The organism is Gulbenkiania mobilis (assembly GCA_004346645.1).
Classification (GTDB): domain Bacteria; phylum Pseudomonadota; class Gammaproteobacteria; order Burkholderiales; family Chromobacteriaceae; genus Gulbenkiania; species Gulbenkiania mobilis.
This window is the reverse complement of the sequence record SMDA01000002.1, coordinates 335,246-360,680: the sequence shown is the minus strand read 5'-3', so window position 1 is coordinate 360,680 and position 25,435 is coordinate 335,246. Positions and strand designations below refer to the sequence as shown.

The following is a 25,435-nucleotide window of genomic DNA, read 5'->3' as shown; positions in this document are numbered from 1 at the left end:
CGGGCCGCCCTGAGCGGCCCGTTTTGCATTCTGATGTGTCCTGAGCAGCCTTTACGCGTCTTTACGCAATCCTTACGCCGGCTTCTTCTTTCCTGACACCGTCCTTACGCCCGCCTTCCTACACTCACAGCCTCGGTTTCTCTGGGAGTGAACCTCATGGATGTGCCTTTCATGCTGCTGATGCTGCTTTGCGCCGGCCTTGTCACCGGCTTCTTGGGTGCCTGCCAGGCGCTGGGGGAGCAGCGTCATGACTAGTCTCGTTGTGGGCGGTGCCGTGCTCGCCCTGCTGCTGCTGGGCTACCTTGGCTATGCCCTGCTGTTTCCGGAGCGCTTCTGAATGACACAGGACCTTTTCCTTCTTACCCTGCTGTTCCTGGCCCTTCTGGGGGCGATGGCCTGGCCGCTGGGCGCACACATGGCGCGCCTGTTTTCCGGCACATACGCCTGGCAGCCGCGGCTGGAGGCCGGGCTGCTGCGGCTGCTACGCCTTAACGGCGATGACATGCGCTGGACCGTCTACGCGCTGGGCGTGCTGCTTTTCAACCTGATCGGCCTCTTGGTGCTCTATGGCCTGCAGCGGTTGCAGGGCGGCCTGCCTTTCAACCCCCAGGGGTTTGGCGCAGTCAGTGCCGATTCGGCGTTCAACACCGCCATCAGTTTCGTCACCAATACCAACTGGCAGGGCTATGCAGGCGAGAGCACCATGAGCCACGGGGTACAGATGCTGGGGCTGACGGTGCAGAACTTCCTGTCGGCCGCCACCGGCATCGTTGTAGCCATCGCGCTGATGCGTGGCTTTGCACTGCGCGCGGCAGCGGGGCTGGGCAACGTATGGCTGGACCTGCTGCGTGCGGTGCTGGGGGTACTGCTGCCGCTGTCCCTGTTACTGGCGCTGGCGCTGGCCGGGCTGGGCGTGGTGCAGAGCCTGGACGCCCATGTAACGGTGGCGCTCCACGGCACGCCCGGCAGCACGCAGACCCTGCCGCTCGGCCCGGTGGCTAGCCAAGAAGCAATCAAGCTGCTGGGTACGAATGGCGGCGGCTTCTTCAATGCCAACTCCGCACATCCCTTCGAAAACCCGAGCGCGCTGACCAACTTGCTGGAGATGCTGGCGATCTTCCTTGTGCCGGCGGCGCTGTGCTTCGCCTTCGGGCGCTTGGTGGGCGACCGGCGCCAGGGTTGGACCCTCCTGGCCGCGATGACGTTGCTGTTCCTTATCATGCTGGCGGTGTTCTTCGCCGCAGAGTCTTCGGCCAACCCCCTGTTGACCGCACTGGGCGTGGACGGGCACGCCGGCAATCTGGAAGGCAAGGAGCTGCGCTTCGGCCTGGCCGGCAGCAGCCTGTTCGCAGTGGTGACCACGGCCGCTTCGTGCGGTGCGGTCAATGCGATGCACGATTCGCTGATGCCGCTGGCCGGTCTGGTCACCCTGTTGCAGATGCAGTTGGGTGAGGTGATCTTCGGCGGCGTGGGCTCCGGCTTCTACGGCATGCTGCTGTTTGCAGTGGTGGCGGTGTTCGTGGCCGGACTGATGATCGGCCGCACCCCCGAATACCTCGGCAAAAAAATCCAGAGCTTCGACATCCGCATGACGATGCTGGCCCTGCTGGCGACACCCCTGCTGGTACTGGCGGGCACGGCGCTGTCGGTGGTGCTGCCGGCCGGACTTGCCGGGCCTGCCAACCCCGGGGCGCACGGTTTTTCCGAAGTGCTGTATGCCTTCTCGTCCGCGGCCAACAACAACGGCAGCGCCTTCGCGGGCCTTTCGGCCAACACACCTTTCTACAATACGCTGCTGGGGCTGGCGATGTGGTTCGGCCGCTTCCTGGTAATTGTGCCGGTGCTGGCCCTGGCGGGCAGCCTGGCCGCCAAGAAGGCCGTGCCGGTTACCAGCGGCACCCTGCGCACCGATACCGGGCTCTTCGTGGGCCTGTTGATGGGTGCGGTGCTGATCGTCGGCGCCCTCACCTATCTGCCGGCGCTGGCGCTCGGACCCATCGCGGAACACCTCACCCTGTTCGGCATTCACTAGTCAGGCGCGGATCATGGATATCAAGCAAACCCCTCAATCCCCTCTTTCTTCCGCGTCCACCGGCCGCAGCATGGCCAGGGCCAGCCTGCTGGATGCGCGGCTGCTGCGCCCGGCCGTGGCCGGCAGCCTGCTGCGCCTGGCGCCGCAGGCGCAGTGGAAGAACCCGGTCATGTTCGTGGTGTACCTGGGCAGCATGTTCACCACCGTACTGCTGGGCCTGGCGCTGGCCGGGCACGCCGATGCCCCGCCGGCCTTCGTGGCCCTGGTCGCGGTGACGCTGTGGCTCACGGTGCTGTTCGCCAACTTTGCCGAAGCGTTGGCCGAAGGCCGCAGCCGCGCCCAGGCCGCCTCGCTGCGGGCGGCCAAGAAGAACGTGGCCGCCAAGAAATTGCGGGCGCCGCGCCGCGATGCGGGCGTGGAACTGGTGGCCTCCACCGACCTGAGGAAAGGCGATGTGGTCCTGGTGGAGGCCGGTGACACCCTGCCGGGCGACGGCGAAGTGATCGACGGCATCGCCTCGGTGGATGAGTCGGCGATCACCGGCGAGTCCGCCCCGGTGATCCGCGAGTCGGGCGGTGACTTTTCCTCGGTGACCGGCGGCACCCGCGTGTTGTCGGACTGGCTGGTGGTGCGCATCACCACCCAGCCGGGCGAAGCCTTCCTGGACCGCATGATCGCCATGGTCGAGGGCGCCAGCCGCAAGAAGACCCCCAACGAGATCGCGCTGACGGTATTTCTGGTCGCCCTGACCATCGTATTCCTGTTGGCGTGTGTGACGCTGTATCCGTTCTCGGTGTATGCCGCGACTGCGTCGGGTGGCAGCCCGGTATCGCTGACGGTTCTGGTCGCGCTGCTGGTATGCCTGATTCCGACCACCATCGGCGGGCTGCTTTCGGCCATCGGCGTGGCCGGCATGGGCCGGCTGTTGCGCGCCAACGTCATCGCCACCTCCGGACGCGCCATCGAGGCGGCCGGCGACGTGGATGTGCTGCTGCTGGACAAGACGGGCACCATCACGCTCGGCAACCGCCAGGCCACGCGCTTCGTGCCGGCGCCGGGTGTGGAGGAAGGCGCGCTGGCCAGCGCAGCGCAGCTGGCGTCGCTTGCCGACGAGACGCCTGAAGGCCGCAGCATCGTGGTGCTGGCCAAGCAGCGCTTCAACCTGCGCGAGCGCACCGTGGGCGAGCTCAAGGGCGAGTTCGTGCCCTTCTCGGCCCAGACGCGGATGAGCGGGGTGGACACGGGCGGACAACGCATCCGCAAGGGAGCGGCCGATGCGGTGCGACGTTTCGTCGAGGCGCAGGGCGGTGCCTTCCCCGAGGCGGTCAGCGCGGCGGTGGACGCGGTGGCTCGCAGCGGCGCCACCCCGCTGGTGGTGGTGGAAAACACCCGGGTGCTGGGTGTGGTGGAACTCAAGGACATCGTCAAGGGCGGCATCCGCGAGCGCTTTGCCGAACTGCGACGCATGGGCATCCGCACGGTGATGGTCACCGGCGACAACCGGCTGACGGCCGCGGCCATCGCGGCCGAGGCGGGCGTGGACGACTTCCTGGCCGAAGCCACCCCCGAGGCCAAGCTGACGCTGATCCGACGCGAGCAGGCGGCAGGCCGGCTGGTGGCCATGACCGGCGACGGTACCAACGATGCCCCCGCCCTGGCGCAGGCCGACGTGGCGGTGGCGATGAATTCGGGCACCCAGGCGGCCAAAGAGGCCGGCAACATGGTGGACCTGGACTCCAACCCCACCAAGCTGATCGAGATCGTGGCGATCGGCAAGGAAATGCTGATGACGCGCGGAGCGCTCACCACCTTTTCGATCGCCAACGACGTGGCCAAGTACTTTGCCATCCTGCCGGCCGCCTTCGTGGCGACCTACCCGCAACTGGGCGCGCTCAACCTGATGCATCTGGCGTCGCCGCAGAGCGCCATTCTGTCGGCAGTGATCTTCAATGCGCTGATCATCGTGGCGCTGATTCCCTTGGCCCTGCGTGGCGTGCGCTATCGGCCGGACACTGCCGAGAAGCTGCTACGGCGCAACCTGCTGGTGTACGGGCTGGGCGGCCTGCTGACACCGTTTGCCGGCATCAAGCTGATCGACCTGGCGCTGGTGGCGCTGGGCGTGGCCTGAACCCCCGTGCCCATGCGCTGCATGGGCACCAACCTGGAGCAACCTGATGACCCCTCTCCTGAGCACCTGCCGCCAAAGCGCGGCCCAGGCCTTGCGGCTCTTTGCCGTTCTGATGCTGGTAACCGGTCTTGCCTACCCGCTGCTGGTGACCGGCCTGGCACAGCTGGTCTTTCCGCAGGCCGCCAATGGCAGCCTGGTAACGGTCAACGGCCGTGCTGTCGGCTCCCGCCTCATCGGCCAGTCCTTCACCGACCCCGGGCATTTCTGGGGCCGCCCGTCGGCCACTGCCGGCCAGCCCTACAATGGTCTTGGTTCCGGAGGCAGCAACTTGGGCCCGGCTCATCCCGACCTGCAGGCAGCGGTGGCTGCCCGCATTCGCGCCTTGCGTGCCGCCGACCCGGGCAACACCGCGCCCGTACCGGCCGACCTGGTTACCGCCTCGGCCAGCGGGCTCGACCCGCACCTCTCGCCGGCTGCCGCGCGCTGGCAGGCCCTGCGTGTCGCGCGTGTACGCGGCCTGGCGCCACAGCGAGTGCTGGCGCTGATCGAGATGCACACCGAACGACCATTGTTGGGCATACTGGGCGACCCGGTGGTGAACGTACTGGCGCTCAACCTGGCGCTGGATGCCGCCGCCGGCTCCTGATGCCCCGCATGCCATGACCGACCTTCGCCCCGATCCCGATGCCCTCCTTGCCCGCGTGCAGGCGGAGGCGGCACGTGCGTGCCGGGGCCGGCTGAAGATCTTCTTTGGCGCAGCCGCCGGGGTGGGCAAGACCTGCGCGATGCTCGAGGCCGGCCGCGCCCGTCTGCAGGCGGGGGTGGACGTGCTGGTGGGCGTGGTGGAAACGCATGGCCGCAGCGAAACGGCCCTTCTGGCCGCGACACTGCCCCGCCTGCCGGTCAAACGCATTCCCTACCGGGGCACCGTCTTGCAGGAGTTCGACCTGGACGCAGCACTGGCGCGTCATCCGGCGCTGATCCTGGTCGACGAACTGGCACACGCCAACGCACCGGGCAGCCGGCACCTGAAGCGCTGGCAGGATGTGGATGAACTCTTGGCCGCCGGCATCGACGTCTACACCACGCTCAACGTGCAGCATCTGGAAAGCCTGAACGATGTGGTCGGCGGTATTACCGGCATCCGGGTGGCCGAGACCCTGCCCGACTGGGTATTCGACGAGGCCGACGACGTAGAGCTGATCGACCTGCCGGTCGACGAGCTGCTGGCGCGGCTGTCTGCAGGCAAGGTCTACCTGCCAGAGCAGGCGGCCCGGGCCAGCCAGCATTTCTTCCGCAAAGGCAACCTGATTGCCCTGCGCGAACTGGCCTTGCGGCGCACGGCCGACCGGGTGGACGCGCAGATGCGCGACTACCGCGATCACGCGGCCATTCGTGATGTCTGGGCGGTGAACGAGGGCGTGCTGGTGGCCTTGCTGGATGTGGCCGAGGCCGAGCGCCTGGTACGGGCGGGCAAGCGGCTGGCCGAGCGTCTGAAAGCCGCGTGGCATGTGGTATCGGTGGAGACGCCGTCGACACGCCGGACCGCGCACCGGCGCGAGGCGCTGGCCGCTGCCCTGCGGCTGGCGGAAAGCCTGGGCGCGGTGGTGCACACGCTGGCAGGGATCGACCCCGCCGACGAGCTGGCCGGCTTTGCGCGCAGCCACAACATCGGGCGGGTGGTGCTGGCGCAGGCACCACGACGCTGGATGCCGGGGCGCACGCTGGCCGAAAGGTTGGCCGAACGCGCGGACGACATCGACCTCATCCTGCTGGCGCGGCGCGAGCGGGGTCCGGCAGGACTGACGGCCCTCCTGGCGGCCAGTCGCGACTATCTGGGACTAAGCCGGGAAGCCGAAACCCGCCGGCGACACATCAGCCTGGGCTGGGCGGCCGCCATCCCGGCCGGGGTGACGCTGCTGGCCTGGCCGTTGCGCGGCGTGGCCGAGCCGATCAACCTGATCATGCTCTACCTCCTGGCGGTGGTGGGTGTGGCCTACCGCTATGGGCCGGGCGCAGCCTCGCTGGCCTCGGTGCTGTCGGTGGCGGCGTTCGACTTCTTCTTCGTGCCGCCGCATCTCACCTTCGCCGTCTCCGACACGCAGTACCTGTTCACCTTTGCGGTGATGCTTGCGGTAGCGCTGACCATCAGCCACCTGACCGGCAACATGCGCCGCCAGGCGCGCGAGGCGGGCTTTCGCGAGCGTCGGACCGGGCTGCTCTATAGTCTGGTCCGCTCCTTGGCGCAGGCCCCCAGCGAGGACGCCGTGATCCGCCTGGCGGTGCGTGAACTGGCCGAGAGCTTCCAGGCGCAGGCGGTGGTGCTACTCCCGGATGCCAGCGGGCGCTTGGTCTATCCCGCCGGAGCGAGCGGCCATGGCTCGCTGCACGGCGCCGACCTGGGCGTGGCCCAATGGGTATTCGACCGCGGCGAGCGCGCTGGCACGGGGACCGCCACCCTGCCGTCCAGTGGAGCACTGTTCGTCCCGCTGGCCACGCCTTCTGCGCGGCTGGGGGTGCTGGCCCTAAGCCTCAACAGCGGCGAAGCGCTGGCCCTGCCCGAGGAGCACCGGCTGCTGGACACCTGCGCCACGCAGTTGGCCCTGGCGCTGGAGCGGGTGCGTCTTGCCGAGGCCGGGGAGCAGGCCCGGCTGGCCAGCGAGAGCGAACGCCTGCGCAACTCGCTGCTGACGTCGATCTCGCACGATCTGCGCACCCCCCTGGCCGGCATCATCGGGGCCGCTTCCACGCTGGCCACGCGCGAGCTTGCGCCCGATGCACGCGCGGCCTTGGCGGCGGGCATCGAGACCGAGGCCGAACGCATGGCCCGGCTGATCACCAGCGTGCTGGACATGGCGCGGCTGGAAGCCGGTGCGGTGCGGCTGTCCCCGGAGTGGCTGCCGCTGGAGGAGGTATTCGGTGCGGCGCGGCACGCGCTTGCCTCTCGGCTCGCTGCGCATGTGTTCCACGTGGAACTGCCGCCCGGCCTGCCGATGGTGTATGCCGACAGCCGGCTCTTGGAGCGGGTACTGGTCAATCTGCTGGACAATGCGCTCAAATATACCCCGGCCGGTAGCACCCTCACCCTTTCGGCCCGCCTCTACCCTGCCTACACCGATCTTGTGCTGGAGGACGACGGCCCCGGGTTGGGCAGCGCTACCCCCGAGCGACTGTTCGACAAATTCCAGCGGGCCCGGCCCGAAGGCAACGAGGGCGGTGTGGGGCTGGGGCTGGCCATCTGTCGCGCCATTGCCGAGGCCCATGGCGGGCACATCCGCGCCGAAAACCGGCCCGAGGGCGGGGCCCGATTCATACTGACCCTGCCCCACCCCGGTCCGCGGCCCGAGCTGGACGCTTCGGCCAACCTTCCTCTCGGTGAGCCCTGATGAAACCTGTGATCCTCCTGATCGAAGACGAACTGCAGATCCGGCGCTTCCTGCGCGTGACGCTGAGCGCCGAAGGCTTCTCCCTGCTCGAGGCCACCACGGCCACCGAAGGGTTGGCCGAAGCGGCACGGCACACACCGGCGCTGGTCCTGCTGGACCTGGGCCTGCCCGACGCTGACGGGCTGACCGTCATCCAGCGGCTGCGCGAATGGTCGTCGGTACCGGTGATCGTGCTGTCGGCCCGGCATCAGGAGCCCGACAAGGTGACGGCGCTGGACGCCGGTGCCGACGATTACCTGACCAAGCCTTTCGGCGTGGCCGAGCTGATGGCGCGTATCCGGGTCGCGCTGCGGCACCGCCAGCCTGGAGACGAAGCCGTCAGTCCGGTGGTGCGCGCCGGTGAGCTGGCCATTGATCTGGCGGCGCGCTCGGTCAGCCGGGCCGGCCAACCGGTACACCTGACCCCGCTGGAGTACGACCTTCTGGCCGAGCTTGCGCGACATGCGGGCAAGGTACTCACCCATCGTCAGCTGCTGCGCAGCGTATGGGGCCCGTCGGCGGTGGAACACAACCACTATCTCCGCATTTACATGGCGCAGCTGCGTCACAAGCTGGAGCGCGACCCGGCTTGTCCGCGCCACCTGCTCACCGAAACCGGCGTGGGCTACCGGCTCTTGCCGGACCCGGCCGCCTAGCGGCTTCATGAAACCGCAACCGTACGGCCATCTGGTTGTGATGTCCCTGTCAACCCACGCTTCTAGCATGACGCCCTTGCCTTTTACACCCACCCATCAAGAGGCTTGTCATGCAACGTCGTGTTTTTCTCAAGCAGTCGCTCGCGCTCGGTGGCGGCCTGCTGCTGCCGGCGGCCCCGGCGGTGATCGCTTCGGCCAACGTTCGTCCCCAGTTGCCTTCCGGCCTGCAGTTCGGTGATGTGCTGCGCGATCGCGCCCTCGTCTGGGCACGCGCCGACCGTACCAGCCGCATGGTGCTCGAATGGGACACCACCGACCGCTTCGCCCGCCCTCGCCGCCTGCGCGGCCCGTGGGCGCACGAGGCCAACGACTTCATCACCCGGGTTGACCTGACCGGCCTGCCGGCCGGCCAGCGCATCTTCGTGCGCGTGGCCTACGAGGATGCCTCCACCGGCCGCACCCTGTCCGAGGCGCTGACCGGTCAGTTCCAGACTGCCGCCGACAGCCTGCGCCCGGTGCGCTTCGTCTGGTCGGGCGATACCGCCGGGCAGGGCTACGGCATCAACCCCGAGTGGGGCGGCATGCGCATCTACGAGACCATGCGCCAGCAGTCGCCCGACTTTTTCCTGCACAGCGGCGACACCATCTATGCCGATGGCCCGATGGAAGCGCAGAAGACGGTGGAAGGGGGACGGATCTGGAAGAACCTCATCACCCCGGAGGTGGCGAAGGTGGCCGAAACGCTGGACGAATACCGCGGCCGCTACCGGTACAACCTGATGGATGCCAACGTGCGCCGTTTTGCCGCGGAAGTGCCGCAGATCTGGCAGTGGGACGACCACGAAGTCACCAATAACTGGTCCGGCAGCAAGGATCTTTCGGCCGACGCACGCTACACCGAAAAGCGCGTTCCGCTGCTGCAGGCACGCGCCACCCGAGCCTTCCTCGACTATGCCCCCCTGCGCAGCTTTGGCGAGGCCGACAGCGAGCGGGTGTACCGGCACATTCCGTACGGGCCGCTGCTGGATGTGTTCGTGGTGGACATGCGCAGCTACCGCGGCCCCAACGGGGCCAATCTCGAGGCCGAGGCCGGAGACGCCACGGCCTTCCTGGGGCGCCAGCAGCTGGCCTGGCTCTTGGACGGGCTGCGCCGCTCGCGCGCCACCTGGAAGGTTATCGCCGCTGACATGCCCATCGGCCTGCAGGTGCCGGACGGCAAGGACGCCGCCGGTCGTGACCGCTGGGAAGCGATCGCCAATGCCGACCCGGGCAAGCCGCTGGGGCGGGAGCTGGAGATCGCCGAGCTGCTGCGCGGCATCAAGCGCGCTGGCGTGCGCAACGTGGTGTGGCTGACCGCCGACGTGCATTACACCGCCGCCCACCACTATCACCCGTCGCGGGCCCGCTTCACCGACTTCGATCCTTTCTGGGAGTTCGTGTCCGGGCCGCTCAACGCCGGGTCCTTCGGCCCCAATAAGCTGGATGCCACCTTCGGCCCCGAAGTGAAGTACCAGAAGGCGCCGGATACACAGAACGCCTCGCCGCTGGCGGGTTACCAGTTCTTCGGCCAGGTGGACATCGACCCGCGCACGCGCGCGATGACAGTGGCGCTCAAGGACGTGGACAACCGCACGCTGTACAGCCAGACCCTGCCGGCGACCTGAGGCACCGGTGCCGTCCGGCGGGCCGTTCCCGGACGGCCCGCCGCGTTACTGCTGCTCCAGCTGCAGGATCGCTTCCAGCTCCTTGTCCACCGCGCGCATGCGCTCGTACAGCGTCCCGGTCTGCTCCAGCATGGCGTCGATCCGGCCTTTGCTGTCCTGCGACGAGGCTGCCAGGGCCTGCAGCGTTTCCACCACACGGTTCATCCCGCTGGCAAATCCGGATACCTGCGTGCCCATGCCGCGAACGTCGCCGCCCACCGTACGCACCCCGCTCATCACGTTGTCCACGGCCCCACCGGTGGCGTCCAGGTTGGACTGGGTCGTGTTGGCCAGCTTGCGCACCTCGTCGGCCACCACCGCAAATCCGCGTCCGGCCTCGCCAGCCCGCGCCGCCTCGATGGCCGCGTTCAGCGCCAGCAGGTTGGTCTGCTCGGCGATCTTCTTGATCATCTGCATCACTTCCCCGATCTGCTGGGCGTCCTTTTCCAGCGCACCGATGCGTTCGGTCACCTGTCCTGCGGTGGCGGCGCCCGTCTTCACCTCCCGTTCGAAGCGGCTGATCTCTTCCCCGATCCGGCCCAGGCTTTCCACCAGGGTGCCGGTGGTGTCGCGGAACAGCGGCAGGCTGTCCATCAGCTGCGCGGCAAACTGCTTGTAGCCGCCCAGCTCCTCGATCACGCGGCTTTTCATCCGTCCTGTCATGCGTGCCCGCTCGAGTTCGCGGCGGAAGAAGTAGTTCTTGAAGTTGGCGTAATGCACGGGGAAACGGTCCACGAAGTCGTCGCGGAAGCCTTCGGCCGCAGGGTGAAAAAACACCGCCGTCAGGGTCTGGTTGATATTGACGCCCAGAAGTTCGCCGAAGGTGGAGAAACCGGCAGTGGGGACATCGCCGTACACGTTGGCGCGTGCCAGCGCACCGGCATTGTTGAGGCGGCGCAGGATGCAGTCGTTGAGGATGCCGCCCACCGGCGCCTCTTTGCCCTGCAGGTAGGCGCTGAAGTCGCGCCGGGTGCGCTCTGCCAGGTCAACGCTGCGCAGCAGGTGCAGCTGCTCGCCGAAGGCCAGGTCGCAGGCGAACTGCAGGTAGCCCTCTTCCTGGTTGATGGCCAATACCGAGCGTACGTACACCTCGCCCTAGATCTTGATACCGAAGCTGTGGCTCTGCAGCCGGGCTCCCAGCTCCTCACGCCGGCAGCGGAAGTGAGCGGCGAGCGCATCCAGCACGTCGCGCAGCTCGCCGGTGGCCGGGTCCAGCACGGCATGCACGCGGCGCAGCTCGGTGCTGGCTACACCAATGGTGAAGTGGGTGCCGGTTTCTTCGAAGTTCTGGCTCTTGAAGACGCCGTAACGGTAGGCGGGGGCCAGCTTGATGAAGGCAAACACCGCGTGGCCATCCCTTACCTCGTGGCTGTCGTAGAGACGGGTCGTCGAGAAGTCCAGGGGTCCGCCGGCGGAGCCACCCACGAACAGGTAGGGCAGGCGTCCCGATTCGTACAGCGCCTCCATCAGGTAGCTTTCGCTGTTGGAGAGGCCGTCCACCAGCGTCAGCACGAAACCTTCGTCGTGGCGCATCGGAAACGGCAGGGTGATGCGTGCGAGGTGCTCTTCCAGCCGGGCGATCCGCTCGGCATGGCTGAGCCGGGGAGCGCCGGCCTTGATGTCCTCGCAGGCCAGCCCCACCGCAGCCACGTGCACGTCGCTGAGGGCAGGTACAGGTTGTCGGATGCGTGGAGGCTGCACAGCTCGCCGGCGGTGGTGGTCAGGACCATCTGCGCGTGAGGAAAGTGGCGGGCTACTGCGCGGCCCACCTGCTCCAGGTTGGCCGAAGGGTTGATGTAGCCCAGCACCAGTTTCACCCGGCTGCTGGCCGCCCCCGAGAGGGCGCTGTCGTAGTGCTGGCTGTCGGTGGAGACGATGGTCAGAGGACGCTGGCCGGATGGGACGGCGGCGCGGTCGGCGGGCACAGACGCGCCCGAGGGTTTCCTCGAGAAGAGTGGCATGGTGTGACCTCTACGGATGAGTACCGGTACCGGGGCTTGCAGCAGGAAAGGTCACAGGGCCTTTCCTTTGGTTATGGCTGGAGTGTAAGACAATATCGCGGCCATGGAAAAAAACTGTCCGACCCCCGCACGGGGCCGGACAGCACAAGTGCCAAGGCGCATCGGCATGGAGCGGCTGAGGAGGTATCGTCGCCCTTGCGCCCGGCAGGGAAGAAACCTTGGCCGAAAGACCACCGCAGCCGCAGGCGGTGGACCCGGCTGGCAAGGATCCCTCCGCCCACCTCAAGTGCCACGGCCCGTATGAACGGCTGCGCAGGCGGGTCCGCCGGCCAGCGTTGGGGTTAGAAGAAGCCCAGCTTGTCTTCCGCGTAGCTCACCAGCAGGTTCTTGGTCTGCTGGTAGTGCTCCAGCATCATCTTGTGCGTCTCGCGGCCAATGCCGGACTGCTTGTAGCCGCCGAACGCGGCATGCGCTGGGTAAGCGTGATAGCAGTTGGTCCATACCCGACCCGCCTCAATGTGCCGGCCCATGTAGAACGCAGTGTTGATGTTGCGTGTCCACACCCCCGCCCCCAGGCCAAACAGTGTGTCGTTGGCGATCGCCAGTGCCTCGTCGCGATCCTTGAAGGTGGTGACCGATACCACCGGGCCGAAGATCTCTTCTTGGAAGACGCGCATCTTGTTGTGGCCACGGAACACGGTGGGCTGGATGTAGTAGCCTTCCTCCAGGTCACCGCCCAGGTGGGCGCGTGCGCCACCTGCGAGCACCTCGGCGCCTTCCTGGCGGCCGATGTCCAGGTAGCTCTGAATCTTGTCCATCTGCTCCATCGAAGCTTGGGCGCCGAGCATGGTCTGCGGGTCCAGTGGGTTGCCCTGGCGGATGGCCGCCACCCGGGCCAGCGCCTTCTCCATGAAGCGGTCGTAGATGGATTCGTGGATCAGGGCCCGGCTGGGGCAGGTGCACACTTCGCCCTGGTTGAGCGCAAACATTACGAAGCCCTCGATCGCCTTGTCGAGGAAGGCATCGTCCTTGTCCGCCACGTCCTCGAAGAAGATGTTGGGCGACTTGCCGCCCAGCTCCAGCGTCACCGGGATCAGGTTCTGGCTGGCGTAGTTCATGATCAGGCGGCCTACCGGCGTGGAGCCGGTGAAGGCGATTTTGGCAATGCGGGTAGAGGTGGCCAGGGCCTTACCGGCTTCGGTGCCGTAACCGTTGACGATGTTGAGCACGCCCGGTGGCAGCAGGTCGCCCACCAGTTCGGCCAGTACCAAGATCGAAAGAGGGGTCTGTTCGGCCGGCTTGAGCACCACGCAGTTGCCGGCCGCCAGCGCCGGGGCCAGCTTCCACGCCGCCATCAGGATCGGGAAGTTCCACGGAATGATTTGTCCCACCACCCCCAGGGGCTCGTGGAAGTGGTAGGCCACCGTGTTGGCGTCAATCTCGCCGAGGCTGCCCTCCTGCGAACGCACGCAGGCAGCGAAGTAGCGGAAGTGGTCGATGGCCAGCGGGATGTCAGCGGCGCGGGTTTCGCGGATCGGCTTGCCGTTGTCCCAGGTTTCCACCGTGGCCAGCATCTCGAGGTTCTGCTCCATGCGGTCGGCGATGCGGTTCAGCAGGATGGCGCGCTCGGTCACGGGCGTGTGGCCCCAGCCGTGCCGGGCGGCGTGTGCGGCATCCAGCGCCATTTCCACGTCCTGCTCGTCCGAGCGCGGGATCTCGCACAGCACCTTGCCGGTGATCGGCGTGACATTTTCGAAGTAGCGGCCGTTGACGGGGGGTACCCACTTGCCACCGATATAGTTGGCGTAGCGGGACTTCAGTTCCAAGGGGTAGCCGATCTGGCCGGGTACGAGCGTGCTCATGCGTCATCTCCTTTGTGCGTCTTGTGTTGTGGCCACCGGTGTGGCGGCGATGCCATAGCGCACGATCCGTGCCAAGAAAATGGCGTGATGCAGCGCAAAATCCCTCATGCGCCAACTGTAAAGATTTAGAGCAGATGACTTGTGCGTTGCGCAATGTGGCGAGCGAGCACGCAGGCCTGAAGCGGCTTCAAAGGCCGCGCTACACGTCCGACAATCCGGCAGTTCGTGTCGCGGCGTGCGACACTGTGACGCGACACTGTCGCAAGAAAGGCCAGCGATGCGCCCTGTACCCGACCTGACCGAAGCGCGCCGACTCTTCTACGAAACTGCCTCGCTACCCGACGGGCTGCTGCCCCCGTCCATCCTGCAGTCCTGGCGCCGCTGCCGCAGCTTCGGCCTGCCAATGCAAGCCCGCACCCGCAATGAAGAGCGGCTGGAAGCCACCGAGCTTGCCAGGCGCCGAGAGGCCAGTGCCGACTGGCTGTCGCTGGCGCGGCCGCAGGTGGATACGCTGTTCGAGCAGGTGGTCGACGACGGACTCGTGGTGGTGGTGGCAGACGGCCAGGGCCTGATCCTCGACGAGCTGGGCCATCCGGCCTTCCTCGACCGGGCCGAGCGTTTGGCGCTAACACCGGGCATGGCCTGGGGGGAAACCATCCGCGGCACCAACGCCATCGGCACGGCGCTGGCATTGGCCGACCCGGTGCTGGTGCGCGGCGGCGAGCATTATCTGGAGCGCAACCGCACGCTGGCCTGCGCCGCCAGCCCGATCCTTGACCCCTTCGGCCAACCGGTCGGGGTGGTCGATGTCTCCGGTCCGCCGCGCCGGGTGCACGCAGGGCGGCTGCAGCAGGTAGATGCCGCGGTGCGTCTGATCGAGCAGCGCCTGTTCGATGTCGCCCGCGCAGGCTGGATGACGCTGGCGCTGCATCCGGACGCCAGCCAGCTGGCCACGCCGCGCGCCGGCCGGCTCGCCTTCGACGCCCAAGAGCGGCTGTGCGCGGCCGACCGGCGCGCGCTAGGTTGGCTGGGGCGCGATTTCTCCGCCATCGGCCACTGCCGCTTTGCTGACCTGTTCGGCGAGACGCTGTCGCACTGGCTGTCGCGCTCGGGACAGGCCACCGGCCGACTGACGACCTCCGGCGGCCTGCTGTCGGCACGGCTGTTGCCCCAGATAGCCCCGGCCGCGTCCCTTCCCTCTTCTTCCCGCGCCACGCCTCCACGCCCGGTTTCGGCCAACCCTGCCGGCCCACGGGGCGATGCCGCCGCCACCCTGGCAGGCCTGGAGCCACAGTGGCTGGCACGCGCGGTGCGGCTGCTGGAAGCGGACATTCCGGTATTGGTGCTGGGCGAGACTGGCGTGGGCAAGGACCGCTTTGCCCAAGCCCTGCATGCCGCCAGCAGCCGTGCCGCCCGGCCTTTCGTGGCGGTGAACTGTGCCGCCCTACCGGAAGGCCTGGTGGAGGCCGAACTCTTCGGCTATGAGGAAGGCGCCTTCACCGGGGCCCGGCGGCAGGGTAGCCGTGGGCGGCTGCGCGAGGCGCACGGCGGCGTGGTGTTTCTCGACGAGATCGGCGACATGCCGCTGGCGGTGCAGGCGCGGCTGCTCAGGGTGCTGCAGGAGCGGGTGGTGTGTCCGCTGGGCGGAGGGGCGCCACAACCGGTGGACATTCGCCTGGTGTGTGCCACCCACCGCGACCTGAAGGCCATGGTGGCCGAAGGCAGCTTTCGCGCCGATCTGTACTACCGCCTGTGCCATCATCCCTTCCGGCTGCCGCCCCTGCGGGCGCGCGGCGACGTGGGCGCGATCGCGCTGGCGCTGTGGCAGGCGCACGGCGGGCACCGGCGCAATATCGTTCTGTCGGCGGACCTGCTGGCGCTGTTCCGCCGCTATGCCTGGCCGGGCAACCTGCGTGAGCTGGACAACCTGTTGCGCACGCTGCTGGCGCTGTACGATGACGGCACGGTGCTGGCGCCGCGCGACCTGCCGGACACACTGCGTGAGGAAATGGAAGACGCGGAGCCGGCGCAACCGCTAGTCATGCCGGCTTCGGTCAGCGCACTGGAGGCGCATCTGGCGCGGCACCAAGGCAATATGACGGCCGCCGCGCGGGCGCTGGGCATCAGCCGCAGCACGCTCTACCGGCGTATGGCGCGGGAGCGCGCCTGAGGAGGGAAGATGCAGGTCTTGAAGAAGCTGGCGCTGGCCATGATGCTCGGCGCCCTGTCGCACACCCTGCTGGCCGACCCGGTCCTGGTAGACGTGCGTACCCCGCAGGAATTTGCCGCCGGCCACGTGCCCGGTGCGCTTTCGCTGCCCTTGGACACGCTGCCGGAAGCAGCGGCTCGGCTGCCTGACCGTGACGCGCCTATCGTGCTTTACTGCCGCAGTGGTCAGCGCGCTGCCCGGGCCATGGAAATGCTGCGCACGCTGGGCTACCGTAATCTGGAGAATGGCGGCACCCTTGAGGCCGTGGCACAGCGTTTTGGCCACGTGCAGGCGCCCTAGCGCAAAAAGCCGAAGGCAGCCAGCTCGTCCGGGGTGAGATGGCGCCACTCGCCTTCGTCGAGCTCCGCCAGCGCCAGCGTGCCGATGCCTTGGCGGTGCAGGGCTTCCACCCGATTGCCTGCGGCGGCGATCATCCGCTTTACCTGATGGTAGCGGCCCTGCGTGATCGTCATCAGGATGCTGTGCTCGGACAGCACCTCCACCGCGTCGGCTGCCACCTTTTCGTCGTCGTCCTTGAGGTACACCCCCTTCTTCAGGTGGGCCACCAGGGTCTCGCTCACCGGGTGCTTGAGGATCACTTCATAGTGCTTGGGCACATGCCGCTTGGGCGAGGTGAGCGCATGCACGAACTGTCCGTCGGTGGTCAAGAGCAGCAGTCCGGTGGTGTCCACGTCCAGCCGTCCCACGGCCGTGATGCCCAGTTCGCTGAACTGCCAGGGCAACAGGCTGAATACGCTCGGGTTGTGCATCGGCTTGTGCGAGGTTTCGTAACCCGGCGGCTTGTAGAGCATCAAGTACAGCGGGCCTTCCAGCAGTGTCCAGGGCTCGCCATCCACCACCAGCTCTCCGATGGCGGCCGGGTCCACCGGCTGCCGGTAATCGTCGGCCACCACCCCATCGATTTCCACCAGCCCGTATTCCACCAGCTTGCGACACGCCTTGCGGCTGCCGAAGCCCTGTTCGTGCAAAAGTCGGTAAAGTTCCATGGCGCGATGTTAGCACGGCCTCCGCTACCGGCCGGCCTTTCGGCCAACCCCCGCAGGCAGTGGAGGATCTGTAGGGTCCGGTTGCGGCCGGGTTCCGGCAAGGCTGGCGAATGGCCGGCGCAGATGCTTTGGGAGCCATGTCAGGCCCGGATCGCGTGGGGGGCAAAAGGACGGGGCAGTGGCTCAGACAGAAGGCTGGCACGCGGCAGTGCCGGCCACCACCACGCAGTCGCGTCCGGCACGCTTGGCCGCATATAGCGCCAGGTCAGCGGCCTGTACCACAGCCTCCGCCTCCTCTCCGTGGGTGGGCGCGAAGGCCACACCGATGGACAGGGTGACGTGCAGTGTCTGGCCGGCGGTGTCGATCGGCAGGCGTCGCAGCTCGCGGCACAGGGTGCGGGCCTTGTTTTCGGCGGCCACGGGGTCGCTGTCGGGCATTACGATCAGGAACTCCTCCCCGCCGTAACGGCAGACGATGTCGCTGGTGCGGAAGCGTTGGGCCAGATAGCGGCCGATGGCGGCCAGCACTGCATCGCCGCTCTTGTGCCCCCAAGTGTCGTTGATGCGCTTGAAGTGGTCCGCATCCAGCATCAGCACGGCCACCGGGCGGTCCAGCGCCCGCATGTGCGCCAATACCCGCGGTAGGGTGTCATCCAGATAGCGGCGGTTGAACAGCCCGGTGAGCGGGTCGCGCACCGCCTGTTCCCGCAGACCGTGCTGCAGGCTTTCGATCTCGTTCACCTGGCGCCGCAGCGCCTCGTTGGCGGTCTGAAGAGAGTACTCCAAGGCCTTGCGCTCGGTCACATCGTTGATGCCAGAGATCACATACACGGCCTGCTCGGTGCGCACCAACGAGCACGAAACATGTGCCCAGAAGGCGCGGCCGTCGCTATCCCTTAGTCGCACCTCGCGGTCGGCGATCGCGCCTGCGCGCAGCAATGTTTCCACTACCGCGCTGCGTTCTTCCTGGCAAACGTAGAAGTCCAGCACATTCAGCGGCGTCTGCCCCAGCGTGCTGCGGAACAGGGCCTCGGCCTTGGGGTTGGCGTAGAGCAGTCGGCCGTCGCTGAGAGTGTTCATCACCAGCGGGAAGGGCGCGGCGTCTGCCATCAGGCGGAAGCGGGCCTCGCTGTCCAGAAGCTGCTGGGTGCGTTCCCGTACCTTACGCTCCAGCGTCTGGTTGGCCTGACGCAGCCGCTCCTCGCTGATGCGGCGCTCGGCCACCAGCGCACCGATCACCAGCAGCGTGATTGACTGTGCCATCAGCGTCATCGAGGTATTGCCCAATGCCTGCGCCGTGCCCCAAGGGCTGAACACGCCGCGTCCGGATGCCGCGCCCGCCAGCGCCAGCGTGGCCACACCCAGGGCGAGGCCATGCGCCGCCCGCAGCGGTACCCGCCCCACCATCCACAGCAGGGGCAGCAGCAGCAAGGCAGGCAGCGCGGGATAGGCCTGCCCCGCCTGCGGCAGCGAAAGGAACATCCACCCGGCCGCGCAGAGCGTGCCCAAGGCCACCGTCAGGCTCTCCGGCAAGGCCGCCTGATGGCGCCGGTAGTGGTCCTGCTCGCGCGAGAGGCACAGCAGCAGTATCGGGGTCAGCACCAGTGCGCCCGCAGCATCGCACAGCCACCAGCGCACGAAGGGCATGAAGCCCTCCTGGCCGGTGGTGTGGTGCAGCTGGTCGAAGAGCAGAGCGCCTCCCAGTGCGCTGAGCGTGCTGGACACCCCCACCCCCAGTACCAGGAAGCGCACGGTGTCGACAATGCGATAGAAAGGCAGCCTGTCGGCTTGCTGGTGACGGTAGAGCGCGGCGGCCAGCACCGGGCCGAGCGTGTTGGATGCGGACAGACCGAGCGCGCTGTCCAGCGGGGCGTCGAAGAGCCCGTAATTGACGATCAGGGAGCCGGCGAACACCGCCAGCCACATGCGTGAGCCAAACCACAGGCAGGCGGCCAGCGCCACGCCCGAAGGCAGCCAAATGGCTGCAGGAAAGGCATCGGCCACGCCAAGGAAGCGGTACACTACCGCCCCCGCCAGGCAGTAGAGCAGCAGATAGACCAGCGTCTGCAGGCGCCGAGCGAGCCAGCGCGAAAGACAAGGTGAACAGGACAGGTGGATGGGCATGCGGGTGGCCCGGCGGCGGGCCGCCTGCAAGGCAGCTGCAGCGGTGGGGGCCGGCCGTGGCAGAATAGCGACCAGCTGATTATAGCTTCATGCCAAGCGCAAAATTTTAATTAAATGGAATGGAAAGCCAGTAAGGTCACAGTTATGCGGCATTTTTGCACACTCCTGCTCGCAGTCCCGTTGCTGATGCTGGCCCCGGTGGGCGCGCGGGCGACCGACCTCACCCTGCTGGCGATGGACTACCCGCCCTTCAACACGCTCAACAGCACCGGTGAGCCCGAGGGGCTGAGCGTCGAGCTGGTGCGCGATATGCTGGCGTTGGCCGGTCTCAAGGGCTCGGTGTCGCTCTACCCTTGGCTGCGCGCCTATACGATGACGCAGGATAACCGGCACGCCTGTCTGCTTTCCACCACGCGTACCCCGGAGCGCGAGGCGCTGTTCCAGTGGGTGGGACCGCTCTACGACAACCCGTGGGTGCTGTACGCGCCGCGTGCGCTGGCCCCACGCATCCGTTCGCTGGAAGACGCGCGGCCGTATCGCATCGCCGGCTTCGAAGGATCGGCCGCAGCCGCCTACCTCGTCAAGAAGGGGTTTCGCGTGGAGTATGCGCGGGACGATCTGGACAACTTCACCAAGCTGCAGGCCGGCCGGGTGGACCTGTGGCTGACCGGCCGGCTGCAGGCCGAAGCGCTGATGGCGCGTCGGCCGGACGCTGCACCGCTGGAGCCGCGCATCACGGTGCGCACCACCCAGCTCTACCTGGCCTGCAATCGCAACATGCCCCTCACCATGGTGCAACGCTTGCAGCGCGCCCTGACGCAGCTGGCGCGCGAGAACCGCCCCTACATCATCGCGCACCGTTACCTGGACCGCCTGCGCCTGCGTACCCAGCCCGCACTGGATCCCTGGAGCCGGCGCTAGGCGCACCGCTCAGGCTGCCGGCGGCACACTCACCGTCCACCCTTCCAGCGGGTCGAACGGTGGCAGTCCGAAGCCGTCCGTACGCCGCACCTCCGCCCAGGCCGCCTGCACCAGACACAGTGCAGCATCAAGCGTGTCGCCGCTGGCATCGGCCAGCGCAGCGTCCTCGAGCCCGTCCTCCCACTTCACCCGGGGATAGTCGTCCACTCCCTGTGCCAGCGCCGCCAGGAGGGTGGCACGTACCGCGGTGCGCGCCGGCGTCTGCTTGGCTTTTTCGTCGCTTTTATACGAAGCGCGGGTGATGCGCCGCGCCAGATAGCCCGGATAGGCTTCCAGAGCGATGCGTGCTGGGTCGGCCACATGCATGCCCGGCACGGTGACACCCGCCTGCCACAGCCGGGTAGCGCCTTCGAGCAGCATCCAGGCCACGGGCGGATTCACCCATTTCATGGAGGGGGACGAGCCGGCGGGACCATCGGTGGCCCGATGGGCAAACTTCTGTCCGGCAGGGCGGGCGCCACACCAGGCGCGGAAGCGCTCGGTGAGCTGCGCGCGGGCGGTGTCGGCCGGCAGGACAGACAGCGAGGCCATCAGTGCTGGCCAGGTGTTCGGCCAACCTTGGGCTTCCACCAAGGCGCGGGAGAATCCGAAGGGAAAATCGAAACCGCCCAGCCAGGGGCCGGGCGTCTGCAGGAAGGCTTCGAAAGCGGGAAAATGTTCCAGCCGCTGGCAGGACGATACTGTGAGCACGTTGCCCTCCAGCCGCCCTTCGGCCACGACGATTGCCTTGCGGCGCGAGGGCCGGCTGGTGAAGTCGACGCCGAACAGTCGCGGCCTCACCTGCCCGACCTCAACGCTTCTTGGGCGGCGAGAACAGCGCCGCGCGCTGGCCGTCTGCGGGGCGGCCCTGGCGGGCACCCGGCTTGCGGTTGGGCGTGCCGCGCCGATCGCCTTGGCCGTGGCGGGCCGGTTCGACGCGGTTGCCATTGATCTCCGGGCGCGGCGGTTCGATGCGGTTGCCGTTGATCTCCGGCCGTGGCGGCTCGATGCGGTTGCCGTTGACCTCGCGCTGCGGTTCGTTGCGGTTGCCGGCGGTGCTGCGACCGCCGCGGCCGGTTGCCGGCTTCTGACGGCCCGGCTGGGCCGGTGCGTTGCGCGGTGTGTCGTGCCCGTGTGGCTTGGCCTCGCGACGCGGCGCGGCGGCCTTGGATGTACGGGCAGGTTCGGCGTTGCGGGGCTTTTCACCGCCGCTGCGGCCCCGGCCTGCACCGGGCGCGCCACGGCCGCGATTGCCGCCCATCAGGATCGGCTCCGGCTTGACGCTCAGGTCCGCTTCGAAGCCCGCTTCGGTGAAGCGCGGGATCGACTGGCGCGTCAGCTTTTCGATGTCCTTCAGGAAGCCCAGCTCGTCCACGCACACCAGCGAGATTGCCTCGCCCGGCGAGCCGGCACGGCCGGTCCGGCCGATGCGGTGCACATAGTCCTCGGGGACGTTGGGCAGCTCGAAGTTGACCACATGCGGCAGTTGGTCGATGTCCAGGCCGCGGGCTGCGATGTCCGTGGCGACCAGCACCTGCAGCGAGCCTGCCTTGAAGTCGGCCAGGGCCTTGGTGCGGGCGTTCTGACTTTTGTTGCCATGAATGGCCGCGGCCGGTATGCCGCTCTTTTCCAGCTTTTCGGCCAAGCGGTTGGCGCCGTGCTTGGTGCGCGTGAACACCAGCACCTGCTGCCAGTTGTAGGTAGCGATCAGGTGGGTGAGCAGTTCGGTTTTCTTGTCGCGGTCCACCAGATGGATTTTCTGGTCCACCAGCTCGTTGGTGGTGTTGCGGCGGGCCACTTCCACCAGCTTGGGTGCGTCCAGCAGCCGGTCGGCCAGAGCCTTGATCTCGTCGGAGAAGGTGGCCGAGAACAGCAGGTTCTGGCGCTTGGCCGGCAACAGGGCCAGCACCTTCTTGATGTCGTGGATGAAGCCCATGTCCAGCATGCGGTCTGCTTCGTCCAGTACCAGGATCTCCACACCGGAGAGGTCGACGGTCTTCTGGCCGGCATGGTCCAGGAGGCGGCCCGGGGTGGCTACAAGGATGTCCACCGGCTTGCGCAGGGCGGCGATCTGCGGGTTGATGCCCACGCCACCGAACATCACCATCGAGGTATGCGGCAGGTACTTGCCGTAGGTGCGGACGGACTCTTCCACCTGGGCCGCCAGTTCGCGTGTCGGGGTGAGCACCAGGGCACGCGGGCGCCCCTTCAGGTGAGTGGGCTTGGGCCCCAGGCGATGCAGCAGCGGCAGCGTAAAACCCGCGGTCTTGCCGGTGCCGGTCTGGGCTGCGGCCAAGAGGTCGCCGCCTTGCAGCACCTGCGGGATGGCCTGGGCCTGGATGGGGGTGGGGCGGGTGTAACCGGTTTCGGTCACCGCGCGCAGCAGGGGTTCGGCCAACCCGAGGTCGGCAAAGGTAATTTCAGACATTGAGCACTCCCGCGACGGCCTATCGCAGGTTGTGCGACACCAATCCAGGCAGACGGAACGAGTGGATAGAGGGCGGAAAACTTCGCTAAGGGGGCCAGGCGGCCACCCGGGAAGAAGACCTGGCGCCGAATTGGTCAGGCGCAAGTGGCGGCAGTGTACAGGCTTTCGGCCCGCTATGAAACAAGGGTTGGCCGAAAAGCCTTCGGCCAACCCTTTCAGCTAACGTCTGTTATCCGATCAGCACCCCAGCTTGCAGGCCGGATCCGGGTTCTGGATCAGGATGCGTACCAGAAGGCCGCGTGCCTCGCGCAGCGGGTCGTTGCCGATGGCCAGCACCTTGCCATCGGCCGAAGCGGTGTACTCGCGGATCACGTCGCCGAAGGCGTTGCGCTGCACCGCCACTTTCTGGCCTTTCTTCACCATGTCGCCTACCTTCACGAGCACTTCCGAGAAGCCGCCGACTTCGGCGCGGATCGAGGTCATGTCGTTGCCGACGAAGGCCTTGTAGTCCTGGGCGGTTTTGCCCAGCCGGCCGTCGACCATGCCGTTCTTGATCATGACGTTGCGCACGCCAGTCAGGCTGCGCTCGATCAGTTCGGGCTGGTAGAGCTTGGGCTTGCCGATCTCCAGCGTGATCGCCGGGATCTTGTTCTCGACGAAGGTGGTTTCCACCGAGCCTTTCTCACCCGGGTCGGCCTTGATCTGGTCGGCCGGAATCAGCTCGGCAATCTCGCGGATCTTGGGGTTGCGGTAGTCGGCGTAGATGAAGAGCGGATACTCGGTGCCACGGCTTTGGGTGTGCATATCGATGAACATGTCCACATTGCCGCCCCACAGCTGGTTCCACAGCCGCCATGCGTGCTGTTCGGGCGTGTTGCCCTTTTCCTTGCCGGGCCAGATGCGGTTGAAGTCAACCATGTCGCCACCGTCGTTCATCAGCTGCCAGTTGCGGTTGTTGGCCAGCATGCCCGAGGGGTTGGCGCCAATGGCCCCGATCACCGTGCCCTTCAGGGTTTTGGGATCGATCGATTCGAACACCTTCTGGATGACGCGGGTACCGTTCAGCTCATCTCCGTGCACCGAAGCCTGCAGGCCCAGTTTCGGACCCGGCTGCGCGCCTTTGGCCACGATCACTGGTACGTACCAGTGTTGCGCGATGCCATTGGAAGCGCCCTCAAACATGAAGCGCTGCATCGTACCGGCCGGCAGGTCGGAAATGTCCAGTTTGCGGATGACGGGCACACCGTCGATCTTGTCGCCGGTGTAGACGGTTTCAGCGTGGGCAGCCAGGCTGCCCAGCGCAAGGGTAACGGCCAGAGCAAGGGTACGCATGTTTAAGACTCCTCTTTGCCGGTTTGGCAAGCGAGCGCCAGGATGGGCCGGGCGATGCCGGTCCACACGGATCAGTCTGGCAGCAGGTTGCTTTGTCGTCTGTTGACATGCCGCAAGCAGACCGGCAAGGGCTGGTACGCGCCGCCCGTTTGGGCCCGGGCCCGGGCCCTGCCCTGCCGCCGTCGGCGCTCGGCAGGATGTGGCGCGCCAAGCGATTCCTTGGGGCGGCTTGTTGCGCCGAGAAGGGAAACGCTACGGGGAGATTGCCGGGGGCCGCGTTCCAGGCCGGCGTTAGGCGTGTTGCGTAATATCGACATCCCTCGCCACACCGGGCCCAAGCGCCTACACTCGCCCCCTTCTTCTCTTGTCCGGACGCAACCATGGCACTCAAGGCGACCATCTTCAAAGCCGATATCGACGTTTCCGACCTCGACCGCGGGTATTACGCGCGCCACAGCCTGACCTTGGCGCAACATCCGTCCGAGACGGTGGAGCGTCTGATGCTGCGCCTGGCAGCCTTCGTCCTGCACGCCAGCGACACCCTCGCGTTCACGCGCGGGCTGTGTGCCGACGACGAGCCGGAGCTATGGCAGAAGAACTACAGTGACGAGATCGAGCTGTGGGTGGAGCTGGGCGAGCCGGACGAGCGACGGCTGAAGAAAGCCTGCAGCCGCGCCCAGCAGGTCGTGCTCTACAGCTACGGCGGCCGGGCCGCCGAGGTGTGGTGGCCGCAGATCCAGGGACGCCTCGGCCGGCTGGACAACCTGACCGTGCGCAGCGTGTCCCCGGCCACCCTGGCCGAATTGGTCACGCTCAACCAGCGCAGCATGCAACTGAGCGCCACAGTGCAGGACGGTCAGCTGTGGCTGGCCGATGGTAGCCGCAGCGTGCTGGTCGAAACCCTCACGCTTCAGGCGCCGCGCTAGCCGCGCTGGACGGAGGCGGGTCCTCCATCGCAGCGGCTACGGCCCGCGCCATGGCATCGCCCTGCGCCAGATGCCGCGCCACTGCGGCGCGGTCCTCCTGCGTGCGGTTCTGACTGAGCTTGGTCTTCACGTCCCAGCGGCTGACGTGAAAGCGAAAGGCAACGAGGCCGGGAAGCTCGGCCGCCACCGGCGCCAGACCAAAGTCAGGCGCCCAGCCTCCGGCCGGCTCCAGCACCTGGCTCAGCTGCACGAGCACCTGCCGCGCGCCCTCGTCGTCCAGCGGCGCCGCCCGGCCGTGCGCATGCGCCACCGTGTAGTTCCAGGTAGGCACCTGCGGGCCGGGGCTCACGTACCAGCGCGGGGAAACATAGCTGTGCGGGCCATGGAAGATGGCCACGCTCGGTTGGCCGAAGAGCACCCTGCAGTGCCCGCTGGCGGCAGACAGGTGGCCCAGCAGGGCCCCGGCATCGTCCGGGTCGGGCAGCATCAGCAGGTGCGAGATCCAGGGCTCGTCATCGGCCATCGGGGTGATCAGCGTGGCAAACGGCCAAGCTTCGGCCAAGGTGGGGCCGGATGCGGCGGGTGCACGAAAGGCGCGGGGGCAGTAAAGCGGCATGGGATTCCTCTGCTCGGCGCACGGCAGCGGCCCGAACCGGGCCGCCCCTTTTTCCCATTATCGGCG

Annotated in this window: 19 protein-coding genes and 2 pseudogenes; 11 read left to right on the top strand and 10 right to left on the bottom strand. The window is 67.3% G+C overall.

The features are described 5' to 3' along the window. Positions 1 to 247 precede the first annotated feature (247 nt). From kdpF to EV669_RS04420, 7 genes are all read left to right on the top strand, one after another. On the top strand, positions 248 to 337 hold the full coding sequence (gene kdpF, locus EV669_RS04450) for a K(+)-transporting ATPase subunit F (RefSeq protein WP_072242856.1): 90 nt from the start codon (positions 248 to 250) through the stop codon (positions 335 to 337). Next, positions 338 to 2,032, top strand: coding sequence for a potassium-transporting ATPase subunit KdpA (gene kdpA, locus EV669_RS04445; RefSeq protein ID WP_054285547.1), 1,695 nt, complete (start codon positions 338 to 340; stop codon positions 2,030 to 2,032). It abuts the gene before it with no gap. Positions 2,033 to 2,045: 13 nt separating this feature from the next. Continuing rightward, positions 2,046 to 4,160 (top strand): potassium-transporting ATPase subunit KdpB, encoded by a 2,115-nt coding sequence (gene kdpB, locus EV669_RS04440; RefSeq protein WP_082446402.1) that lies wholly within the window; start codon positions 2,046 to 2,048, stop codon positions 4,158 to 4,160. Between the two features lie 46 nt (positions 4,161 to 4,206). Further along, positions 4,207 to 4,806, top strand: coding sequence for a potassium-transporting ATPase subunit KdpC (kdpC, locus tag EV669_RS04435; RefSeq protein ID WP_055433848.1), 600 nt, complete (start codon positions 4,207 to 4,209; stop codon positions 4,804 to 4,806). A 13-nt stretch (positions 4,807 to 4,819) separates the two neighbouring features. Beyond that, positions 4,820 to 7,546 (top strand): sensor histidine kinase, encoded by a 2,727-nt coding sequence (locus tag EV669_RS04430; protein ID WP_132097996.1) that lies wholly within the window; start codon positions 4,820 to 4,822, stop codon positions 7,544 to 7,546. Further along, positions 7,546 to 8,241 (top strand): response regulator, encoded by a 696-nt coding sequence (locus EV669_RS04425; protein ID WP_054285544.1) that lies wholly within the window; start codon positions 7,546 to 7,548, stop codon positions 8,239 to 8,241. Before EV669_RS04430 ends, EV669_RS04425 begins: the two co-directional genes overlap by 1 nt. Before the next feature lie 110 nt (positions 8,242 to 8,351). Beyond that, positions 8,352 to 9,905 (top strand): alkaline phosphatase D family protein, encoded by a 1,554-nt coding sequence (locus EV669_RS04420; protein WP_132097995.1) that lies wholly within the window; start codon positions 8,352 to 8,354, stop codon positions 9,903 to 9,905. Positions 9,906 to 9,950: 45 nt separating this feature from the next. On the opposite strand, the pseudogene EV669_RS14325 reads toward EV669_RS04420, so the two are convergent. From EV669_RS14325 to adh, 4 genes and pseudogenes are all read right to left on the bottom strand, one after another. Further along, a pseudogene (locus tag EV669_RS14325) lies at positions 9,951 to 10,415 on the bottom strand (methyl-accepting chemotaxis protein); the annotation flags it as partial. Positions 10,416 to 10,766: 351 nt separating this feature from the next. Further along, positions 10,767 to 11,033, bottom strand: a pseudogene (locus EV669_RS14275) (FIST C-terminal domain-containing protein); the annotation flags it as partial. 6 nt (positions 11,034 to 11,039) lie between these two features. After that, entirely contained in the window at positions 11,040 to 11,645 is a 606-nt protein-coding gene (locus tag EV669_RS04410) for an FIST N-terminal domain-containing protein (RefSeq protein ID WP_165922705.1), read from the bottom strand. Between the two features lie 601 nt (positions 11,646 to 12,246). Continuing rightward, the gene (gene adh, locus EV669_RS04405) at positions 12,247 to 13,767 is read right to left on the bottom strand and encodes an aldehyde dehydrogenase (protein ID WP_132097992.1); all 1,521 of its coding nucleotides are present in this window, start codon (positions 13,765 to 13,767) and stop codon (positions 12,247 to 12,249) included. 277 nt (positions 13,768 to 14,044) lie between these two features. Between adh and EV669_RS04400 the strand changes: the two genes are divergently transcribed. Further along, positions 14,045 to 15,937, top strand: a complete 1,893-nt coding sequence (locus EV669_RS04400) for a sigma-54-dependent Fis family transcriptional regulator (protein ID WP_132097991.1) — start codon at positions 14,045 to 14,047, stop codon at positions 15,935 to 15,937. A 9-nt stretch (positions 15,938 to 15,946) separates the two neighbouring features. Beyond that, positions 15,947 to 16,276 (top strand): rhodanese-like domain-containing protein, encoded by a 330-nt coding sequence (locus tag EV669_RS04395; protein WP_132097990.1) that lies wholly within the window; start codon positions 15,947 to 15,949, stop codon positions 16,274 to 16,276. Here EV669_RS04395 and EV669_RS04390 read toward each other — a convergent pair. Beyond that, positions 16,273 to 16,983: a pseudouridine synthase gene (locus EV669_RS04390; RefSeq protein ID WP_054285539.1), complete on the bottom strand. Its 711-nt coding sequence runs from the start codon at positions 16,981 to 16,983 to the stop codon at positions 16,273 to 16,275. The genes EV669_RS04395 and EV669_RS04390 overlap by 4 nt on opposite strands. Positions 16,984 to 17,166: 183 nt before the next feature. Then, on the bottom strand, positions 17,167 to 19,107 hold the full coding sequence (locus EV669_RS04385) for a sensor domain-containing diguanylate cyclase (RefSeq protein ID WP_083460526.1): 1,941 nt from the start codon (positions 19,105 to 19,107) through the stop codon (positions 17,167 to 17,169). A gap of 144 nt (positions 19,108 to 19,251) precedes the next feature. Between EV669_RS04385 and EV669_RS04380 the strand changes: the two genes are divergently transcribed. Next, positions 19,252 to 20,028, top strand: a complete 777-nt coding sequence (locus EV669_RS04380) for a substrate-binding periplasmic protein (RefSeq protein WP_083460521.1) — start codon at positions 19,252 to 19,254, stop codon at positions 20,026 to 20,028. Positions 20,029 to 20,037: 9 nt separating this feature from the next. Here the strand turns inward: EV669_RS04380 and EV669_RS04375 are convergent, their stop codons facing one another. The 3 genes from EV669_RS04375 to EV669_RS04365 all read right to left on the bottom strand — a co-directional run bounded on the left by EV669_RS04375 (position 20,038) and on the right by EV669_RS04365 (position 23,827). Continuing rightward, positions 20,038 to 20,868: a DUF429 domain-containing protein gene (locus EV669_RS04375; RefSeq protein ID WP_132097988.1), complete on the bottom strand. Its 831-nt coding sequence runs from the start codon at positions 20,866 to 20,868 to the stop codon at positions 20,038 to 20,040. A gap of 10 nt (positions 20,869 to 20,878) precedes the next feature. After that, entirely contained in the window at positions 20,879 to 22,495 is a 1,617-nt protein-coding gene (locus EV669_RS04370) for a DEAD/DEAH box helicase (protein WP_207913776.1), read from the bottom strand. 237 nt (positions 22,496 to 22,732) lie between these two features. Then, positions 22,733 to 23,827, bottom strand: a complete 1,095-nt coding sequence (locus EV669_RS04365; RefSeq protein WP_054285535.1) for a M14 family metallopeptidase — start codon at positions 23,825 to 23,827, stop codon at positions 22,733 to 22,735. A 380-nt stretch (positions 23,828 to 24,207) separates the two neighbouring features. On the opposite strand from EV669_RS04365, the gene EV669_RS04360 reads away from it, so the two are divergent. After that, complete coding sequence (locus tag EV669_RS04360; protein WP_054285534.1) at positions 24,208 to 24,753, top strand: YaeQ family protein; 546 nt, start codon at positions 24,208 to 24,210, stop codon at positions 24,751 to 24,753. Here the strand turns inward: EV669_RS04360 and EV669_RS04355 are convergent. Then, positions 24,731 to 25,369, bottom strand: coding sequence for an FMN-binding negative transcriptional regulator (locus EV669_RS04355; RefSeq protein ID WP_132097987.1), 639 nt, complete (start codon positions 25,367 to 25,369; stop codon positions 24,731 to 24,733). The two genes, EV669_RS04360 and EV669_RS04355, sit on opposite strands and share 23 nt — an antisense overlap. Positions 25,370 to 25,435 lie beyond the last annotated feature (66 nt).

Excerpts from the sequence above, each read along its gene's own strand:
- kdpF (WP_072242856.1), top strand. The coding sequence starts at position 248 with ATGACTAGTCTCGTTGTGGGCGGTGCCGTGCTCGCCCTGCTGCTGCTG.
- kdpA (WP_054285547.1), top strand. The coding sequence starts at position 338 with ATGACACAGGACCTTTTCCTTCTTACCCTGCTGTTCCTGGCCCTTCTG.
- kdpB (WP_082446402.1), top strand. The coding sequence starts at position 2,046 with ATGGATATCAAGCAAACCCCTCAATCCCCTCTTTCTTCCGCGTCCACC.
- kdpC (WP_055433848.1), top strand. The coding sequence starts at position 4,207 with ATGACCCCTCTCCTGAGCACCTGCCGCCAAAGCGCGGCCCAGGCCTTG.
- EV669_RS04430 (WP_132097996.1), top strand. The coding sequence starts at position 4,820 with ATGACCGACCTTCGCCCCGATCCCGATGCCCTCCTTGCCCGCGTGCAG.
- EV669_RS04425 (WP_054285544.1), top strand. The coding sequence starts at position 7,546 with ATGAAACCTGTGATCCTCCTGATCGAAGACGAACTGCAGATCCGGCGC.
- EV669_RS04420 (WP_132097995.1), top strand. The coding sequence starts at position 8,352 with ATGCAACGTCGTGTTTTTCTCAAGCAGTCGCTCGCGCTCGGTGGCGGC.
- adh (WP_132097992.1), bottom strand. The coding sequence starts at position 13,767 with ATGAGCACGCTCGTACCCGGCCAGATCGGCTACCCCTTGGAACTGAAG.
- EV669_RS04400 (WP_132097991.1), top strand. The coding sequence starts at position 14,045 with ATGCGCCCTGTACCCGACCTGACCGAAGCGCGCCGACTCTTCTACGAA.
- EV669_RS04395 (WP_132097990.1), top strand. The coding sequence starts at position 15,947 with ATGCAGGTCTTGAAGAAGCTGGCGCTGGCCATGATGCTCGGCGCCCTG.
- EV669_RS04390 (WP_054285539.1), bottom strand. The coding sequence starts at position 16,983 with ATGGAACTTTACCGACTTTTGCACGAACAGGGCTTCGGCAGCCGCAAG.
- EV669_RS04385 (WP_083460526.1), bottom strand. The coding sequence starts at position 19,107 with ATGCCCATCCACCTGTCCTGTTCACCTTGTCTTTCGCGCTGGCTCGCT.
- EV669_RS04380 (WP_083460521.1), top strand. The coding sequence starts at position 19,252 with ATGCGGCATTTTTGCACACTCCTGCTCGCAGTCCCGTTGCTGATGCTG.
- EV669_RS04370 (WP_207913776.1), bottom strand. The coding sequence starts at position 22,495 with ATGTCTGAAATTACCTTTGCCGACCTCGGGTTGGCCGAACCCCTGCTG.
- EV669_RS04365 (WP_054285535.1), bottom strand. The coding sequence starts at position 23,827 with ATGCGTACCCTTGCTCTGGCCGTTACCCTTGCGCTGGGCAGCCTGGCT.
- EV669_RS04360 (WP_054285534.1), top strand. The coding sequence starts at position 24,208 with ATGGCACTCAAGGCGACCATCTTCAAAGCCGATATCGACGTTTCCGAC.
- EV669_RS04355 (WP_132097987.1), bottom strand. The coding sequence starts at position 25,369 with ATGCCGCTTTACTGCCCCCGCGCCTTTCGTGCACCCGCCGCATCCGGC.